The organism is Thermomonas mangrovi, from assembly GCF_028201335.1.
Lineage (GTDB): Bacteria > Pseudomonadota > Gammaproteobacteria > Xanthomonadales > Xanthomonadaceae > Thermomonas > Thermomonas mangrovi.
Genome location: NZ_JAPEVV010000001.1, coordinates 71376 through 89954, shown reverse-complemented (window position 1 = coordinate 89954; position 18579 = coordinate 71376). Strand labels below are relative to the sequence as shown.

Below are 18579 nucleotides of genomic sequence, written 5' to 3'. Positions count from 1 at the left end.
TGGTGTCGTGGCCCGCCCGTCCTTCGCGTGCAACGGGTTCGGGGGAGCCCCGCGGCGCGGAACGAACCAGCCGGGGAAGCGTGTATGGCCGTGTCTGCAGGACCGGTGGTGGTGTACATCGTCGACGACGACGAAGCGGTGCGGACCGGGTTCTCCCGGCTGATCCGCTCGGCCGGCCTGCACCCGCTCACCTACGACTGCGCCGAGCGTTTCCTGGAGGAAGTGGTCGACCAGGCGCGCGCCTGCATCCTGCTCGACATCACCATGCCGCGGATGACCGGCATGCAGGTCCAGGCCTGCCTCAACGATGCCCACATCAGCCTGCCGGTGATCACGGTCTCCGCCCGCGACGACGACGAGACCCGCGCATGGGCGCGCGAACTGGGGGCGCGCATGTTCCTGCGCAAGCCGGTCGACGCGCAGGCCTTGCTGGACGCGATCAGCTGGGTCACCAGCACCGACGCCCGCCGATGACCCCCCGCCGCCCGCTCGCCGGGCCGGTGCCGGCCACCTTGCATCGCCGTTTGCGCCCGGCGGCGCTCTCCGTCGCCCTGCTGGTCGCCGGGGCGGCGCAGGCCGACACCCTGGTGCTGGCCAACGGCGACCGCCTCACCGGCACCTTGGTGTCCGCGGACGCGCACCGCATCGTGTTCCGCTCGGACCTGCTGGGCCAGGTCGAAGTCGCGGCCGGCCAGGCCCGCGTGGAACCCACGCCGCCCGCCATCGCCAGCGCATCCCCCGCACCTACCGCCGCGGATGGCGCGGCTGCACCCGCCGATCCCGCCAAACCGATCTGGCAGGGCGACCTGGGCGCCAAGCTCGCGGTGGACCGGGGCAGCCTCAAGACTCGCGAGAACGACCTCGATGCCGCGCTCACGCTGGTGCGCCGGACCGACGTCGGCGAACTGCATGCCAAGCTCGCCTACGACTACAAGCGCTCGGACGACGTGCTCAAGGACGACGACTGGGTGGCCAGCGTCAGTTACGACAAGTTCCTCGGCGCGCGCAACTTCACCGCCGGGCGCTTCCTCGCGACCACCGACCTGACTACTGAGGGCTACGACCGCACGGTCTCGTTGAGCGCCGCCTACGGCTGGCGGCTGTGGGAACGCGACGACCGCTACCTGCGCGTCGGGCCGGCGGCGGGTTACCTCGCGATCACCCGCGGCGACGAACGCTTCGACGGCCCGGCGCTGGGCTTCTACTTGCGCGCCAAGGGCCCGGTCTGGGGGCGCACGACGTTCACCAGCGAATTGCAGATGCTCGATTCGCTCGGCGACGGACGCTACGCCAACCTCGAACTGCGCCTGCGCCAGCCGCTCGGCGAACGGCTCTACCTCGGGGTGCTCTGGAACTACGACTGGAGCGACTTCGACATCGAATCGGGGATCCGCTCGGAATGGCGCTGGGAAATCGGCTGGCGCTTCGGGCAGACCGAGGCGAAGTGAGCCGGGTGCCCTGCGCCGCGGCCCGCCGCAGGGCCGGCATCGGCTATCCTCGCGCCGCGCGACGCCACGCCGTCGCAACGGGGCACGCATGAGCTGGATCGACCTGGCATGGCCATTGATGGCGGGGGTCTGCTTCACCCTCGCGCTGATCCACTTCGACATCGGGGTCCGCGGCCGCGCCAACCTGGTGCACCTGCTGTTCTCGGTGATCTGCCTCTGCGTCGGCACCATCGCGATCATGGAAGTGGTGGCGATGCGCACCCTGGTGCCTGCCGACTTCGCGCGGATCCTGCGCTGGGGCCACGCCGCCATGTGCGTGCTGACGGTGGGCCTGGTCTGGTTCGTGCGGATGTCGTTCAGGGCCGGCAGCGTGCGCCTGGGCGTGGCGATCTCGGCCTTCTACCTCATCGGCCTGGTCGCCAACTTCACCACCGGCGACAACCTGCACTTCAGCCACACGACCGGACTCGCGCGGATCCGCATGTGGGGCGGCGAGGTGATCTCCACGCCGGAGGGCATCGCCAACCCGTGGATGACCGCGGTGCAGGCCAGCCTGCTGCTGATGGTGGTCTACCTCGGCCAGGTGATCGTCGAGGTCTGGCGGCGTGGCGACGTCCGCGAACGCGCGCGGGTGGTGGCGGTCTGCGGGAGCCTCCAGTTCTTCATGCTGGTCGCCGCGGTGGAGGCGATCGCCACCGTCTGGTTCGGCAAGCACGTGCCGATCTCGATCAATCCGGGCTTCGTGCCGGTCTTGTTCGTGATGAGCATGGACCTGGGCGGCGACATCCTGCGCGCGGCGCAGCTGGCGCAACGCCTGAAGGCTTCCGACGACAGCCTGCGCCTGAGCCAGTTGCGCACCTCGCTGGCGGTGCGCGCCGCCGACATCGGCCTGTGGGGCTGGGATGCCGACCATGGTGAACGCTGGATGTCGGATGTCACCCTGCGCATGCTCGGCCTGCGCCACCCGGATGCGTTCCGCCTGCGCGGCCTGCTGCGCCGCGTGCATCCGGAGGACCGCACCCCGATGCTGGCGGCGCTGGCCGATGCACTGCGCCACCAGGGCGAATTCAAGGCCGAGTTCCGCATCGACGCCAACCGGCAAGCGATGCGCTGGCTCGGCATCCGCGGGCATGTCGAGACCTCGCCGTCGGGCGGGCGCCCGCGCTTCAGCGGTGTGCTGGTCGACATCACCGAGCGCAAGGCCGCCGACCTGCGCTTCCAGCAGGTCGTCGAGGCAGCGCCGGTGGCGATGCTGATGGCCAACCGCGAGGGCCACGTGGTGCTGGCCAACCTCAAGGCGCAATCCGTGTTCGGGCAGGACCGCGGCCGCCTGGTGCACGCCGAGCTCGGCCGCCTGTTGCCGCCGCCGGCGGGCGGCGATGCGCCGGACGGCGATCCGCTGGCGGATTGGCTGCGCACCGGCGACCTGGCGACCGCACCGGACCAGCCACGCATGGCGCGCCGCGCCGATGGCCGCGAATTGCCGGTCGAAGTCGCTGCCAGCCCCGTCTGGATCGCCGGCGAATCGTTCGTGCTGGTGTCGGTCACCGACATCAGCGAGCGCCAGCGGATGGAACGGGATGCATCGCTGCAACGCGACGAACTCGCCCATCTCTCGCGGGTGGCGCTGCTCGCGGAACTGTCGGGCTCGCTCGCGCACGAGCTCAACCAGCCGCTGACCGCGATCCTCAGCAATGCGCAGGCTGGCCTGCGCTTCATGGCGCACACCCCGCCCGATCTCGAGGAGGTCACGCGCAGCCTGATCAACATCGTCGAGAACGACAAGCGCGCCGGCGAGGTGATCCGCCGCCTGCGCGCGATGCTGCGCAAGGACCCGGCCGACCATCGCCCGCTCGAGGTCAACGAGGTGGTGCAGGACGTGCTGCGCATCATCCGCAGCGACCTGCTGAACCGCAGCATCGAACTGGTGCTCGACCTCACCCCCGGCCTGCCGCTGGTCGACGGCGACCGGGTGCAGCTGCAGCAGGTACTGCTCAACCTGGTGATGAACGGCAGCGACGCGATGGAAGGCATGCGCAAGGGACGCCGGCTCACCGTGCGTACCCGCCTGCTCGCGCCGGGCCAGGTGGAAGTCGCGGTCAGCGACATCGGCACCGGCATCCCGGAAGAGGACCTGGAGCGGATCTTCAGCCCGTTCGTGACCAGCAAGGCCGAGGGCATGGGCCTGGGCCTCGCGGTCTGCACCACCATCGTGCAATCGCACGGCGGCAAGCTCTGGGCCAGCAACAACCCGGACGGCGGCGCCACCCTCAGCCTGTCCCTGCCGGCGCATCGCTGAAGCGACGGGCTGCGACCTAGGCCCAATTGCCCGCCACCCGCGCGCGTGGTCTCGTGCGCCCGAGCCAGCCATGCCCGGGATGCCGCCGATGCCCCTGCCCACCCTCCGACACCGCACGATGCTGCCGACCGCCTGCGGCCTCCTGCTGGCGGGCAGCATCGCGGCCTCGCCCGATGCGCGCGCGCAGGATGCTGCGGAGGACGCGGAAGGGAAGGCCGACGAGGATCGCTTCCTGGTGGTGCCCTACCCGATCACCGAGCCGGCGATCGGCTCCGGCGTGTTCGCCGGCCCGGTCTGGATGCGCGCCGGCCCCGCCGCCGGCAGTGGCCCCAGCAAGCCGCAGGCGTACGGCATCGGGGCGTTGTGGACCAGCGGCGGATCGCGCGGGGTGGCGGCCTTCGACCATCGCGCCTGGGCCGATGGGCGCTGGCGCACCACCGCGGTGGCGGGCAAGGCGGACATCCGCCTGCAGTACGCCGGCCTCTCGCCGCGGGACGACCAGGACCTCGGCTTCGACCTGGCCATGCTCGGCTTCAGCGTGCAGGCACAACGCAGCCTGGGCCACGGGCCCGACAGCCTGGGCGTGCGCGTGTTCGCCGCGCGCAGCGAAGTCGGGTTCGACCTCGGCCTGCCGCCGGAACTTGCGGGCGAGGCCAGGAAGGCCGACATCGCCGGCCTCGGGCTGAGCTGGACGCGCGACACCCGCGACGACGTGTTCACCCCGTCGCGCGGCCAGTCGCTCACCCTGGGCCTGACCGTGCATGCGCCCGCGCTGGGCGCCAGCTTCGCGCAGCAGTCGCTGAAGCTCGACTGGGCCGGCTACCGCGCCGGGCCCGGCAAGGCGACGCTGGGCATGCGCACCATCGCCGAGGCGAGCGCCGGCGATGCGCCGTTCTACCTGCGGCCCTATGTCGCGCTGCGCGGCGTCGCCAAGATGCGCTATGCCGGCGAGCGCGCGGCGTCGGCGGAACTGGAACTGCGCCACCCCGCCGGCAAGCGCTGGGACGTGCTCGGGTTTGCCGGGGCCGGCCGCGCCTGTTCCACCCGCGATGGCAACCGCGGCTGCAAGTCGGTGACCGCCGGTGGCGTGGGCGTGCGGTTCAAGGCCATGAAGCTGTTCGGACTGACCTTCGGGGTGGACGTCGCCCGCGGCCCGGACGGCACCGCCGGCTACATCCAGATCGGCAACGCCTGGGCGCGTTGAGCGTCCTCCTCCGGCTGACCGCCACCGCGCGATGCCGGCATAATGCCCGGCGATCCCCGCCCGCAGGCCGCTTGCGCCCGCGGCATGCCCGCCCGGCATCGACCTGCCGAGGGCGCGGCCCGACCCACCGTGCCACGTGAAGGAACACGCAGCGGCGTGAAGCAGCAAGACCACACTCCGTTGATGAAGCAGTTCTTCGCGGCCAAGGCCGAGCACCCGGACGTGCTGCTGTTCTTCCGGATGGGCGACTTCTACGAGCTGTTCTACGACGACGCACGCAAGGCCGCGCGCCTGCTCGACATCACCCTGACCCAACGCGGCAATTCCGCCGGCCAGCCGATCCCGATGGCGGGCGTGCCGCACCACGCGTACGAGGGCTACCTGGCGCGCCTGGTGGCGTTGGGCGAGTCGGTGGCGATCTGCGAACAGATCGGCGACCCGGCGCTGGCCAAGGGGCTGGTCGAACGCAAGGTGGTGCGCATCGTCACCCCGGGCACGGTCACCGACGAAGCCTTGCTGGACGAACGCCGCGACACCCTGCTGCTGGCGATCAGCCGCGGCAAGGGCGGCTACGGGCTGGCCTGGGCCGACCTCGCCAGCGGCCGCCTGCGCGCCAACGAAGTCGAGGGCGACGATGCGCTGGACGCCGAGCTGGCCCGCTTGCAGGCCGCAGAGATCCTGGTCGCCGACGAGGACGGCTGGCCGCCGGCGGTGCTGGAAGCGCGCGGGTTGCGACGCCGCCCGCCGTGGGTGTTCGACGCCGACAGTGGCCGCCGCCAGCTGCTGCAGTTCTTCGGCGTGCACGACCTCGGTGCGTTCGGCCTGGAGGGCAAGCCACGCGCGGTCGCCGCGGCCGCGGCCCTGCTCGGCTACGTCGAGGAAACCCAGAAGCAGCGGCTGCCGCACCTGCGCAGCATCGCGCTGGAAACCAGCGACGACGCGGTGGCGATGAACGCGGCGACGCGCCGCCACCTCGAACTGGATTCGCGGGTCGACGGCGACCTCAAGGCCACCCTGCTCGGCGTGCTGGATTCGACCGTCTCGCCGATGGGCGGGCGCCTGCTGCGGCGCTGGCTGCATCGCCCGCTGCGCGATCGCAATGTGGTCGGCCAGCGCCACCACGCGGTGCAGGCGCTGATCGAGCACCACGCCGACGAGTTGCTGCGCGAGGCCTTCCGCGGCCTCGGCGACATGGAACGGATCCTGTCGCGGGTGGCCCTGCGCAGCGCGCGCCCGCGCGACCTGTCCACCCTGCGCGACGGTCTGTCGATGCTGCCGCCGATCCGCACGATCCTGGCCCCGCTGGACTCGCCGCGCCTGCAGACCCTCCGCGACGAACTCGGCGAACACGAAGCCACCGCGCGCGTCCTGCGCGCCGCGATCGTGGCGCAGCCGCCGCTGCTGGCCCGCGACGGTGGCGTCATCGCCGAGGGCTACGACGCCGAGCTGGACGAATTGCGCGTGCTCAGCACGAACGCCGACCAGTTCCTGGTCGACCTGGAGGCGCGCGAACGCGAGGCCACCGGCATCGCCAACCTCAAGGTCGGCTACAACCGCGTGCATGGCTACTTCATCGAGATCAGCAAGGGCCAGAGCGACAAGGCGCCCGTGCACTACACCCGCCGGCAGACCCTGACCGGCGCGGAGCGCTACATCACCGAGGAACTGAAGGCGTTCGAGGACAAGGTGCTGTCGGCGCGCGAGCGTGCGCTGGCGCGCGAGAAACTGCTGTACGAGGGCGTGCTCGACCTGCTCAACGAGGTGCTGGAACCGCTGCGCCGCTGCGCGCTCGCACTCAGCGAGCTGGACGTGCTGGCCGGCTTCGCCGAACGCGCGCAGGCGCTCGACTGGACGCGTCCGCTGCTGCGCGACGCGCCCGGCATCGTCATCGAGCGCGGGCGCCACCCGGTGGTCGAGGCGCTGCGCGACGCGCCGTTCGAACCGAACGACCTGGTGTTCGACGGCGACACCCGGATGTACGTGATCACCGGCCCGAACATGGGCGGCAAGAGCACCTTCATGCGCCAGAACGCGCTGATCGTGCTGCTGGCCTGCATCGGCAGCTTCGTGCCGGCGGCCAGGGCCGAGCTCGGCCCGATCGACCGCATCCTGACCCGCATCGGCGCCGGCGACGACCTCGCGCGCGGGCAGTCGACCTTCATGGTCGAGATGAGCGAGACCGCCTACATCCTCCACCACGCCACCGAGCACTCGCTGGTGCTGATGGACGAGATCGGGCGCGGCACGTCCACGTACGACGGCCTCGCGCTGGCGGATGCGGTGGCGCGGCAGCTTGCCTCGGCGAACCGCAGCTACACCCTGTTCGCGACGCACTACTTCGAGCTCACCGCGCTGGCCGAACCCGGGAGCGGCATCGCCAACCTGCATCTGGATGCGGTCGAGCACGGCGACGCGCTGGTGTTCATGCACGCGGTGCGGCCGGGGCCGGCGAACCGCAGCTTCGGGCTGCAGGTGGCGGCCCTCGCCGGCTTGCCCAAGGCCGCCCTGCAGCAGGCGCGCGCGCGGCTGGCGGAACTGGAAGCGCAAGGCCGCGATGCACCGACGGTGCCGATGAGCGCGCCCGCGCTGGACCAGCCGCAGCAGTTCGGCCTGTTCGCGCCCGCCAGTGCCGCGATCGAAGCCCTGGCCGCGCTGGACCCGGACGACCTCACGCCCAAGCAGGCGCTGGAAGCGCTGTACCGGTTGAAAGCGCTGGCCTGAGCTAGGGCGATCCGGCGCCGGCCGGGCGATTGGCCGCCACCCTGCTAACGTGGTGGTTCCGGGCCTCGCCCGACCCCGAGGAAGACGCCATGACCAGCCTGACCGACGACCTGTTCTCCCAACTTTCGGGCCCGGCCCTGCAGCAGATCGCCGGCCAACTCGGCGCCGGGCAGGCGCAAACGGCGGGGGCAGTGGCCGCCGCGCTGCCGATGATCCTCGGGGCGATGGGCCGCAACACCGCGCAGCCGCAGGGCGCCGAGGCGCTGCTGGGCGCGCTCGGGCGCGACCATGCCGGCGCCGGCGGCCTGGGCGACATCCTCGGGGCTGTCCTCGGCGGCCAGCAGGATCGCCAGACCGACGGACTCGGGCAACTCGGCCACATCTTCGGCGGCCAGTTGCCGCGCGCGCAGGCGGGGCTTGGACAGGCGACCGGCCTGGGCGACGACAAGGCACAGCTGCTGCTCAAGATCCTCGCGCCGATCGTGATGGCCTACCTCGCCAAGCGCATGTTCGGCGGCGACGGCGAAGCGTCCCCGCAGGCGCTCGGCGACCTGCTCGGGCAGGAACATGCACAGGTGCGGCAGGCCGGTGGACTCGGCGGCGGCTTGCTGGGCGCGGTGCTCGACCAGGACGGGGATGGCGCGCTTGGCTTGGGCGACGTGCTGAAACTCGGCAGTTCCTGGCTGGGCGGTGGCCGCTGATCGCCAAGCGATAGCCTATTGCTATCAATCGGTTCGGATCATTCGATTTTCACTTTCGATCATCGCTACCTAGAGTGACGGAACCCCAGTGCTCGAGGTCCCCGCGATGTCCACCGAAGCGAAATGCCCGTTCCATAGCGCCGCCGGCGGCGGTACCAGCAACAAGGACTGGTGGCCCCACCAGTTGCGGTTGGACCTGCTCAACCAGCACTCGGAGCGGTCGAATCCGCTCGGGGCGAGCTTCAACTACGCGGAAGCGTTCAAGACCCTGGATTACCAGGCGTTGAAGCGCGACCTCGCGGCGCTGATGACCGATTCGCAGGACTGGTGGCCGGCCGATTTCGGCCACTACGGCGGCCTGTTCGTGCGCATGGCCTGGCACAGCGCCGGCACCTACCGCGTCGGCGACGGTCGCGGCGGCGGCGGTCGTGGCCAGCAACGCTTCGCCCCGCTCAATAGCTGGCCGGACAACGTCAGCCTGGACAAGGCCCGGCGCCTGCTGTGGCCGATCAAGCAGAAGTACGGGCAGAAGATCTCCTGGGCCGACCTGATGATCCTGGCCGGCAATGTCGCGCTGGAGACCATGGGCTTCAAGACCTTCGGCTTCGCCGGCGGTCGCGAGGACACCTGGGAACCCGACCTCGACGTCTACTGGGGCCGCGAGACCAAGTGGCTGGGCGGCGACGAACGTTATTCCCGCGGCTCGCCCGGCGTGCCGGACGCCCATGGCGTGCTGGTCAAGGACGACGACAGCCAGGTGCCGCATACCCGCGACCTCGAGAACCCGCTGGCCGCGGTGCAGATGGGCCTGATCTACGTGAACCCGGAAGGCCCGGACGGCAACCCGGACCCGGTCGCCGCGGCCCGGGACATCCGCGAGACCTTCGCCCGCATGGCGATGGACGACGAGGAAACCGTGGCGCTGATCGCCGGCGGCCACAGCATGGGCAAGTGCCACGGCGCGGCGCCGGCGGACAACGTCGGCGCGGAGCCCGAAGCGGCCGACCTCGAATTGCAGGGCTTCGGCTGGCACAACCGGCACGGCAGCGGCAAGGGCGGCGACGCCATCACCAGCGGCCTGGAGGTCACCTGGACCAAGACCCCGACGCAGTGGAGCAACAACTTCTTCGAGAACCTGTTCGGCTTCGAGTGGGAACTCACCAAGAGCCCGGCCGGCGCCCACCAGTGGGTGGCGAAGGATGCCGAGGCGATCATCCCGGACGCCTTCGATCCCGCGAAGAAGCATCGCCCGACGATGCTGACCACCGACCTGTCGCTGCGCTTCGATCCCGCCTACGAGAAGATCTCGCGGCGCTTCCTCGCTGATTTCGACGCCTTCAGCGATGCCTACGCGCGGGCCTGGTTCAAACTCACCCACCGCGACATGGGGCCGAAGGCGCGCTACCTCGGGCCCGAGGTGCCGGCGGAAGACCTGGCCTGGCAGGATCCGCTGCCGGAGCCCACCGGCACCCCGATCGACGCCGCGGACATCGCGGCGCTCAAGGCCACGATCCTCGACAGCGGCGCATCGGTCCCCGACCTGGTGTTCGCGGCCTGGGCCTCGGCCTCGACCTTCCGCGGCGGCGACAAGCGCGGCGGCGCCAACGGCGCGCGCGTGCGCCTCGCACCGCAGAAGGACTGGGCGGCGAACGACCCGGCGCGGCTGGCGAAGGTGCTCGCCGTGCTCGAAGGCGTGCAGGCCGGCTTCAACGGCAGCGCCGGCGGCAAGCACGTGTCGCTGGCGGACCTGATCGTGCTGGGCGGCACCGCCGCGGTGGAGAAGGCCGCGGCCGACGCCGGCATCCACCTCGACGTGCCCTTCCATCCGGGCCGCACCGATGCCACGCAGGCACAGACCGACGTGGCCTCGTTCGCGCCGATGGAACCCTTCGCCGACGGCTTCCGCAACTTCCTCAAGGGACCGTCCGACATCCCGGCGGAACACCTGCTGGTCGACCGCGCGCAACTGCTCACCCTCACCGCGCCGGAAATGACCGCACTGGTCGGCGGCCTGCGCGTGCTCGGCGCGAACACCGGCGGCTCGTCGGATGGCGTGTTCACCGACCGGGTCGGCGTGCTCGGCAACGACTTCTTCGTGAACCTGCTGGACATGTCCACCGAGTGGACGCCGACTGGGCGCAACCGCTACGCCGGCCGCTGTCGCAGGACCGGCGCGCAGAAGTGGACCGCGACCCGCGTCGACCTGGTGTTCGGTTCCAACTCGGTGCTGCGTGCCCTCGCCGAGGTTTACGCCGCCGACGACGGGCGCGAGAAGTTCGCGCGCGACTTCGCCGCGGCCTGGGCCAAGGTGATGGACCTGGATCGCTTCGACCTCGCGTAAGCCCCTGGGCTCCACCGGGCGAACGGCCGCTGCTGCGGCCGTTCGTTTGTCCGCGCTCGCCGGCTTCAGTTCGGGATCAACAGGTACTCCAGCGACGCCACCGCGCGGAAGGTGCCGTCGCGCAGGATCACCGGGTTGGCGAAGCTGCCGTACACCGCGCCGCGTCCGGGCGGCCACGGATCGTGGATGCGCACCATCGTGCCCTGCCCCGAGGGATCGCCATCGCTGTAGACCCCGCTGAGCACCACCGCATGGCGGCCGCTGGCATGCTGCAAGCCGATCCAGAGCGGCGATGCGACCAGCATCCCGACCAGTTCGCGCACGTCGGGGGAGTGGTCCGGCATCCGCCAGCCGAGGGCGCGGCCGAAGGCCTCGATGTTGTCGTGATCGGCATCCAGCCCGCCGGTCGGACCGAGGGTCGCGCCACCGGTGCCGACACTCATGTTGCGGCCCAGGATCATCGTCGCCGCCGCCGACCAGCAACTCATGCCGGTTGGCTGCCCGTAGCGCTGGATCGGGTGCTCGCGATGGCTGCGCAAGCCCAGCGCGCTCCAGGTCTGCGGCCCGACGATGCCGTCCACGACCAGTCCCGCGTGCCGGCGCTGGAACAGCCGGATCGCGCGATCGCACTCCTCGTCGAACCGGCCACTGCTGCCGAAGTACGGGGCGTCGGCGTGCTCGCGCACGTCCGCGCGCACCAGCAGGCGTTGCATGAACTCGACATCGATGCCGCGGCTTCCGCGGCGCAGCGTACGCATGCGCGCTCCAGGCGTTTCGTGCTGCGCCAGTGTCGGCAGGCGCCGATGGACCGGCAATCGGCCGTCCGGGATAGGCCGGACGTTGCTAAAGCGCGTCGATGTCGCCCAGCGCGCGGATCAGTCGGCGCGCGCGCTTGTCGGGCTTGCTGTCCGGCGGGCGGAAGCCGGCGCGTTCCGCCGCACGCAGTGCCCGCGCCTGCTCACGCGCCAGTTTCGATGCCTCGGATTCGCGATACAGCGCTTGCGCGACGCTCGCCGGCCCGCGCATGTCGCTCAGCGCGACCGCTTCCAGCTCGAAGCGCTCCTCGCCACGCTGCACCACCAGCAGGTCGCCGATGCGCACGCTGCGCGATGGCTTGGCGCGCTGCCCGCCGATCTCCACCTTGCCGGTCTCGATCGCGTGCTTGGCCAGCGCGCGCGTCTTGAAGAAGCGCGCCGCCCACAACCACAGGTCAAGGCGCACGCCGGCGGCGGCTGTCGCGTCGATCGTCATCCCGATCCCTCCAAACGCAGACGGCCGCCCGGGGGCGGCCGTCCAGCGTGCAAAGCGCGAGCGCCTTACTCGGCGGCGTCGTCGGATGCCGCAGCGGCAGCGGCGGCCGCAGCGGCCTTGGCCTTGGCGTTGCCGGCCAGGTCTTCCTTGATGCGCGCCTTCTTGCCTTCCAGGCCGCGCAGGTAGTACAGCTTGCTGGCGCGCACGTCGCCGCGGCGCTTCACCTGCACCGAGTCGATGCCGGCGCTGTGGGTCTGGAACACGCGCTCGACGCCGAAGCCGTGCGAGATCTTGCGGACCGTGAACGAGGAGTTCAGGCCGGCGTTCTTCTTGCCGATGACCACGCCCTCGTAGGCCTGGACGCGCTCGCGGTTGCCTTCCTTCACCTTCACGTTGACGATGACGGTGTCGCCGGGGCCGAAGTCGGGCAGCTGGCGCGAAACCTGGGCGGCTTCGAATTCCTGGAGCAGGGTGTGGATCGAGGGCTTGTTCATGGGATCAACCTTGGAGTCGTGTGCGTGCCTGTGGCGCGCGCCTGTTGGTGTCGTTGTTGCGCGAGTGCACGTGGACCCGCGTCATGGCATCGGTGGAACGGGTGCAACAGCCCGGATGGGCCAGCTCGCCATTATGACGCGTTTTTCCCTTGTTCGCTAGGGAGTTAGCCGCAGGTGCCCGGCGACCCGGCGGGCCCGCTCAGGCGTCGCCGTCCGGCTCGTCCAGGGCCTGCAGGTAGCGCGTCTTGAAGTCGGCCAGCAGGCTGCGGTCGGCCTTGGACAACGCCGCCTCGTCCAGCAGGTCCGGCCGCCGCAGCCAAGTCCGGCCCAGCGACTGCTGGCGGCGCCAGCGGGCGATCCCGGCATGGTTGCCGGAGAGCAGGACCGACGGCACCGGACCCAGGGCATGTTCGACCGGCCGGGTGTAATGCGGGCAGTCCAGCAGGCCATCGCCCTCGAAGCTGTCCTGCACCGCCGATTCGGCATCGCCGAGCGCACCGTCGAGCAGCCGGGCCACGGCATCGACCACCACCGCGGCGGCCAGCTCGCCGCCGGACAGCACGTAGTCGCCGATCGACAGCTCCTCGTCGACCTCCGCCTGCAGCAGGCGCTCGTCGACCCCTTCGTAGCGGCCGCACAGCAGCAACAGCCGCGGCAACGCCGCCAGCTCGCGGACCTTGGCCTGGGTCAGGCGCGCGCCCTGCGGGCTGAGGTAGATCGTGCGCACCGGCGCCGGGTCCGCGGCGCGGGCGGCCTGCAAGGCGGCCTGGAGCGGGTCGATCAGCATCACCATGCCCGGTCCGCCGCCGAACGGACGATCGTCCACTCGGCGATAGCCACCCTCCGCATGGTCGCGGGGGTTCCAGCCATGGATGGACAGCAGGCCGCGCTCGCCGGCGCGCCCCACCACCCCGTGGGCGGCGAGCTGGGCGACGAAATCCGGGAACAGGCTGACGATGTCGAAGCGCATCGCCCGGCTCAGAAATCCGCGTCCCAATCGACCGTGACCACGCCAGCGTCGAAATCGACCGCGCGCACCACGTCGGGCTGCACGAACGGCAGCATGCGCTCGCGCTCGCCCTGCACCACCAGCACGTCATTGGCGCCGGTCGCGAACAGGTGCGACACGCGGCCGAAGTCCACGCCCTCGGCGTTCACCACGCGCAGGCCCTCGAGGTCGACCCAGTAGTACTCGCCCGGCGCGGGCGGCGGCAGCGCCGAGCGCGGCACCAGCACTTCGGTCCCGCGCAAGGCGTCGGCGGCGTCCTTGTCCGCGATCCCGGGCAGGGTCGCGATCAGGCCCTTGCCGCCGGCGCGGACCTTGGCGCCCTCGCAGGCGCGCTCGCCGCCGCGCGCATCGCGCAGCACCCACGGCTGGTAGCGGGCGATCGCCTGCAGCGGGTCGGTGAAGCTTTCAAGCTTCACTTCCCCACGAACGCCGAACGCACCGTGCAACCTGCCCACGGCGATCATCCGTTGGCGGGCGTCCGGTGCGTTCATGCAAGCAGCGCCACCCGGTTCACGGGCGGCTGCGGCATCAGGCAGCCTTCGCGGCGGCCTTGTACAGGTCGGCGACCTTGTCGGTCAGCTGCGCGCCGTTGTCGACCCAGTACTTCACGCGCTCGACGTCCAGCTCCACGCGCTTCTCGGCGCCCTGCGCGACCGGGTTGTAGAACCCCACGCGCTCGATGTTGCGGCCGTCGCGCGCGCTGCGGCTGTCGGTGACGATGATGTGGTAGAAGGGGCGCTTCTTGGCGCCGCCACGGGTAAGGCGGATCTTGACCATTGCGGTTTCTCGGTGGTGCCCAGCGGCCGGAATGGCCGGGTAAGCCGGCAAGTATAACGCCTTGAATGGGCGAAGGAAACTCGGGCCGAGTCGGCGCCGCCGAGTCGCGCGCCGGTCAGCGCATCGGCGGCATCATCCCGCCGCGACCGCCCATCATCCCGCTCAGCCCGCGCATCATGCCCTTCATGCCGCCGCGGCCCAGCTTGCCCATCATCTTCTCCATCTGCTGGTACTGCTTGAGCACCTTGTTGACGTCGGCCGGGGTCAGGCCGGCGCCACGGGCCACCCGCGCGCGCCGCGAGCCGTTCAGCAGGTCGGGGTTACGGCGTTCCTTCTTGGTCATCGAATTGATGATCGCGATCATCCGCGGCACCTCGCGGCCGGTGACCTGCTGCTTCACCGCCTCCGGCAGCTGGCCGACGCCGGGCAGTTTGTCCATCAGGCCATGCAGGCCGCCCATGGCCTGCATCTGCTCGAGCTGGTCGCGCATGTCGTTGAGGTCGAACTTCTTGCCCTTGGCGACCTTCTCGGCGAGCTTCTGCGCCTTGTCCTTGTCGACCTGGGCCTCGACCTGCTCGACAAGGGACAGCACGTCGCCCATGTCGAGGATGCGGCCGGCGGCGCGCTCCGGATGGAACACGTCCAGGCCATCGGGCTTCTCGCCCACGCCGACGAACTTGATCGGCTTGCCGGTGATGTAGCGCACCGACAGCGCCGCGCCGCCGCGGGCGTCGCCATCGGTCTTGGTCAGCACCACGCCGGTCAGCGGCAACGCCTCGCCGAAGTGCTTGGCGGTCACCGCGGCGTCCTGGCCGGTCATCGAGTCGACCACGAACAGGGTCTCGACCGGGTCCACCGCGCCGTGCAGCGCCTTGATCTCGGCCATCATCGCGTCGTCGATGCTGGTGCGGCCGGCGGTGTCGACGATCAGCACGTCGACGAAGGTCTTGCGCGCCTCGGCGATTGCCGCCTTGACGATCGCCTCGGGCTTCTGCGCGGCGTCGGACGGGAAGAACACGGCCCCGACCTGCCCGGCCAGGGTCTGCAGCTGCTCGATCGCGGCCGGCCGGTAGACGTCGGCCGAGACCACCATGACCTTCTTCTTGCGCTTGTCCTTCAGGTGCTTGGCGAGCTTGCCCACGGTGGTGGTCTTGCCCGCGCCCTGCAGGCCGGCCATCAGGATCACCGCCGGCGCCGGCACGTTGAGGTTGAGGTCGGAGGCCTGCGCGCCCATCACCGCCGCGAGCTCGTCGCGCACGATGCGCACCAGCACCTGGCCCGGGCTCAGCGAGCGCATGACCTCCTGGCCCACCGCGCGCACCTTGATGCGCTGGACCAGCGCCTGCACCACCGGCAGCGCCACGTCGGCCTCCAGCAGCGCGATCCGCACCTCGCGCACCGCCTCGCTGATGTTGGACTCGGTCAGCCGGCCGCGCCCGCGCAGGCGCTCGATGGTGCCGGACAGGCGCTGGGTCAGGGATTCGAACATGGCGGGGCGGCGTGGGGACGAGGGCCGCGCAGTATACCGGCCGCGCCGCGCGCACCGGCTGTGCGACACTTCCGCGGATGCTGATGCCCGCGATCGCGATCGTCCTGTACCTCGCCGCCACCGCCCTGCTGTGGCGCGGTGCCGCCGCGGGTTCGCACGGCCGCGGCTGGATCCCGGTGTCGCTGCTGGCGGTGCTGTTCCATGCCGAAACGCACGTCGAGGCATGGCGCCTGCTGCAGGGCCCGGACATGCATTTCTTCGCCGCGCTGTCGCTGACCGGCATCGGCATGGCAGCGTTGACGGCGGCGTTCGGGGCATCGGGGCGGATGCCGGCGCTGGGCATCGTGGTGTTCCCGCTCGCGGCGCTCAGCCTGCTGGGCTACGCCGCATACGGGCATGCCGACACCGCCAGCACCCTGGACTGGCGCCTGCAACTGCATGCGTGGCTGGCCTTGCTTGCGTACGCGACGCTCGCGCTGGCCGCGGTGCTGGCCCTGTTCCTGATGCTGCAGGAACGCGCCCTTCGCCGGCGCGAATTCCATCGCTGGCTGGCGGCCCTGCCGCCGCTGACCGAGCTGGAAAGCCTCCTGTTCCGCAGCATCGCGGTCGGGTTCGCGCTGCTGACCGCGACCCTGCTCACCGGCGTGCTGTTCGTCGAAAACCTGTTCGCGCAGCACCTGGTGCACAAGACCGTGCTCAGCCTGCTGTCGTGGCTGGCCTTCGGTGCGTTGCTGCTCGGGCGCTGGCGCCGCGGTTGGCGCGGCGCGACCGCGGTGCGCTGGACCCTGGGCGCGATGGCCCTGCTGGTGCTGGCCTTCTTCGGCAGCAAGTTCGTGCTGGAACTGGTCCTGCAGCGCCCCGGCTGACGGAATACGTTTGCAACGGCGATATTTGCATTGACAAATATTGCATGGGCTCGCAATATGCCGGCCCATGATCACCCACGCCACCCCTGCCGAAGCCTGCACCGGCTCCGCCCTCGGCCTGCTGTTCCGCCAGGCCCGCGACGCCATGTGGGCACGGATGGAACGCGAGCTCGCCGCCGCCGGGCATGAGCTCAACTTCAGCCAGTTCATCACCCTGAAGCGGCTGTCGGCCGGCCCGGCCGGCGTGACCGACCTCGCCCGCGCCGCCGACCTCAACCCGGGAGCGATGACCCGCCTGCTCGACAAGCTCGAAGCGCGCGGGATCCTGGCGCGACTCGCCGACCCGGCCGACCGTCGCGCGGTCCACATCCACCTCACCGACGCCGGCACCGCGATGTGGCGCGACATCGACCAATGCGGGCAACGGGTCCGCGCCCGTGCGCTGCGTGGGATGGACGACGCCACGCGCGCCCAGCTGACCCGCCTGGTCGAACAAGTGCGCGACAACCTCTTGTCCGAGGACTGAGCCATGTCCCCTCGCCTCCCGCGTGCCAGCCTGCTGGCCGCCGCAGTGTTCCTGGCCGGTTGCGCCTCCACCGCCGGGATCGCACCGCAATCGACGCCGCGCGAGGCCGCCAGCCTGCAGGCTGCGACCTCCCTTGCCGAGGCGTCGGTCTCCGCGACCGCATGGCCGGACCAGCGCTGGTGGACCGCGTTCGGCGATCCGCAACTGGATGCGCTGGTCGACGAGGCGCTCGCCGGCGCGCCCTCGCTCGCCGCGGCCGATGCGCGTGCACGCAAGGCCTCCGCGCAGGCCGGCGTCGCCGATGCTGCGCGCAAGCCGACCCTCGGCGCCGGTGCGCAGGTGCTGGGCCTGCAACTGCCGGAGTCGCTGGCGGGTCCGGACCTCGGCGGCCACTTCAGCGTGGCCGACCTGCTGACCCTGAGCTTCGCCTGGAATCCCGACATCTGGGGCGCCTCGCGTTCACGCTGGGAAGCCGCGGTCGGCAACGCCCGCGCCGCCGAGGTGGACGCGCAGGCCGCACGCGTCGCGCTCGCCGCCAACGTCGTCCGCACCTACGTCGCCCTGGCGCAGGCGCACGACGCGCTGGCCGCCGCCGAGGCCGATGCCGCGCGCGCCGACGCGCTGGTCGCCCTCAACCAGCAGCGCATCCGCGCCGGCCTGGACAACACCATCGCGCTCAACCAGAACCGCAGCGCCGCGCAGGCCGCGCGCCAGCAGGCGGAGGCCGCGCGCCAGCAGATCGATGCGCTGGGCAATGCGCTCGCCGCGCTCGCCGGCGCCGGCCCGGATCGCGCCCGTGCGCTCGTGCCGCCGCGCCTGGCCACGCCGGACCTCGCGATCCCGTCCACGCTGCCCAGCGACCTGCTCGCACGCCGCGCCGACATCGTCGCCGCACGCTGGCGGGTGGAGGCTGCGCGCCACGGCATCGACGCCAGCAAGGCCGCGTTCTACCCGACCATCAACCTGGCGGCGATGGCGGGACTGGCCGCCGGCAACCTCGGCGACCTGTTCTCCAGCCAGTCGCTGCTGCTGAACGGCGGGCCGGCCCTGAGCCTGCCGATCTTCGAGGGCGGTCGCCTGCAGGCGCAGCTGCGCGCCAGCGACGCCGACTACGACCTCGCGGTGGCCAGTTACGACCAGGCCCTGCTGGACGCCATCCACCAGGTCGCCGATGCGGTGCAGGCCGGGCGCGCGCTGGACGCGCAGATCGCCAGCACGCAGGCGGCACGCGCCAGTGCCGCGCAAGCGCATGCGCTGGTGATGCAGCGGCAGCGCGCCGGCCTGGCCACCCAGCTCGAGGTGCTTGCCGCGCAGAAGCCGCTGCTGCAACTCGACCAGCAACTGGCCGCCCTCGTGGCGCAGCGGCGGATTGCCGCCGTCGACCTTGAACAAGCCCTGGGCGGGGGCATTGACCTCGCCCCCGGCACTCCCCTCGCCTCCCGGTAATCGCCCC

The 18579-nt window shown here is 71.2% G+C and carries 17 protein-coding genes; 10 read left to right on the top strand and 7 right to left on the bottom strand.

Annotation, left to right across the window (positions count from 1 at the left end):
- The first annotated feature begins 84 nt into the window (after positions 1-84).
- From ON759_RS00475 to katG, 7 genes are all read left to right on the top strand, one after another.
- Positions 85-474: a response regulator transcription factor gene (locus ON759_RS00475; protein WP_271678396.1), complete on the top strand. Its 390-nt coding sequence runs from the start codon at positions 85-87 to the stop codon at positions 472-474.
- Positions 471-1448: a DUF481 domain-containing protein gene (locus tag ON759_RS00470; RefSeq protein WP_271678395.1), complete on the top strand. Its 978-nt coding sequence runs from the start codon at positions 471-473 to the stop codon at positions 1446-1448. Before ON759_RS00475 ends, ON759_RS00470 begins: the two co-directional genes overlap by 4 nt.
- An 88-nt stretch (positions 1449-1536) precedes the next feature.
- The gene (locus tag ON759_RS00465; RefSeq protein ID WP_271678394.1) at positions 1537-3747 is read left to right on the top strand and encodes a PAS domain-containing sensor histidine kinase; all 2211 of its coding nucleotides are present in this window, start codon (positions 1537-1539) and stop codon (positions 3745-3747) included.
- An 88-nt stretch (positions 3748-3835) separates the two neighbouring features.
- Positions 3836-4951, top strand: a complete 1116-nt coding sequence (locus ON759_RS00460; protein ID WP_271678393.1) for a BamA/TamA family outer membrane protein — start codon at positions 3836-3838, stop codon at positions 4949-4951.
- A 183-nt stretch (positions 4952-5134) separates the two neighbouring features.
- On the top strand, positions 5135-7672 hold the full coding sequence (gene mutS / locus ON759_RS00455; RefSeq protein ID WP_271678392.1) for a DNA mismatch repair protein MutS: 2538 nt from the start codon (positions 5135-5137) through the stop codon (positions 7670-7672).
- Between the two features lie 89 nt (positions 7673-7761).
- Entirely contained in the window at positions 7762-8373 is a 612-nt protein-coding gene (locus ON759_RS00450) for a DUF937 domain-containing protein (RefSeq protein WP_271678391.1), read from the top strand.
- Between the two features lie 106 nt (positions 8374-8479).
- Complete coding sequence (gene katG / locus ON759_RS00445) at positions 8480-10714, top strand: catalase/peroxidase HPI (protein ID WP_271678997.1); 2235 nt, start codon at positions 8480-8482, stop codon at positions 10712-10714.
- Between the two features lie 65 nt (positions 10715-10779).
- Here katG and ON759_RS00440 read toward each other — a convergent pair whose 3' ends face one another.
- The 7 genes from ON759_RS00440 to ffh form a co-directional block, all read right to left on the bottom strand.
- A complete protein-coding gene (locus tag ON759_RS00440) occupies positions 10780-11472 on the bottom strand; it encodes a peptidoglycan-binding protein (protein WP_271678390.1) in 693 nt (230 codons plus the stop codon).
- Between the two features lie 85 nt (positions 11473-11557).
- On the bottom strand, positions 11558-11965 hold the full coding sequence (locus ON759_RS00435; protein ID WP_271678389.1) for an RNA-binding S4 domain-containing protein: 408 nt from the start codon (positions 11963-11965) through the stop codon (positions 11558-11560).
- 65 nt (positions 11966-12030) lie between these two features.
- Complete coding sequence (gene rplS, locus ON759_RS00430) at positions 12031-12459, bottom strand: 50S ribosomal protein L19 (RefSeq protein ID WP_271678388.1); 429 nt, start codon at positions 12457-12459, stop codon at positions 12031-12033.
- 199 nt (positions 12460-12658) lie between these two features.
- On the bottom strand, positions 12659-13429 hold the full coding sequence (trmD, locus tag ON759_RS00425) for a tRNA (guanosine(37)-N1)-methyltransferase TrmD (protein ID WP_271678387.1): 771 nt from the start codon (positions 13427-13429) through the stop codon (positions 12659-12661).
- Positions 13430-13437: 8 nt separating this feature from the next.
- Positions 13438-13959 (bottom strand): ribosome maturation factor RimM, encoded by a 522-nt coding sequence (rimM, locus tag ON759_RS00420; protein ID WP_271678386.1) that lies wholly within the window; start codon positions 13957-13959, stop codon positions 13438-13440.
- Between the two features lie 37 nt (positions 13960-13996).
- Positions 13997-14245, bottom strand: a complete 249-nt coding sequence (rpsP, locus tag ON759_RS00415) for a 30S ribosomal protein S16 (protein WP_271678385.1) — start codon at positions 14243-14245, stop codon at positions 13997-13999.
- Positions 14246-14360: 115 nt separating this feature from the next.
- On the bottom strand, positions 14361-15734 hold the full coding sequence (ffh, locus tag ON759_RS00410) for a signal recognition particle protein (protein WP_271678384.1): 1374 nt from the start codon (positions 15732-15734) through the stop codon (positions 14361-14363).
- Positions 15735-15811: 77 nt separating this feature from the next.
- On the opposite strand from ffh, the gene ON759_RS00405 reads away from it, so the two are divergent.
- From ON759_RS00405 to ON759_RS00395, 3 genes are all read left to right on the top strand, one after another.
- On the top strand, positions 15812-16600 hold the full coding sequence (locus ON759_RS00405) for a cytochrome C assembly family protein (protein WP_271678383.1): 789 nt from the start codon (positions 15812-15814) through the stop codon (positions 16598-16600).
- A 67-nt stretch (positions 16601-16667) separates the two neighbouring features.
- A complete protein-coding gene (locus ON759_RS00400; RefSeq protein ID WP_271678382.1) occupies positions 16668-17126 on the top strand; it encodes a MarR family winged helix-turn-helix transcriptional regulator in 459 nt (152 codons plus the stop codon).
- Positions 17127-17129: 3 nt separating this feature from the next.
- Positions 17130-18572 carry an efflux transporter outer membrane subunit gene (locus ON759_RS00395; protein ID WP_271678381.1) on the top strand — a complete coding sequence of 481 codons (1443 nt, stop codon included), beginning with the start codon at positions 17130-17132 and terminating at the stop codon, positions 18570-18572.
- Positions 18573-18579 lie beyond the last annotated feature (7 nt).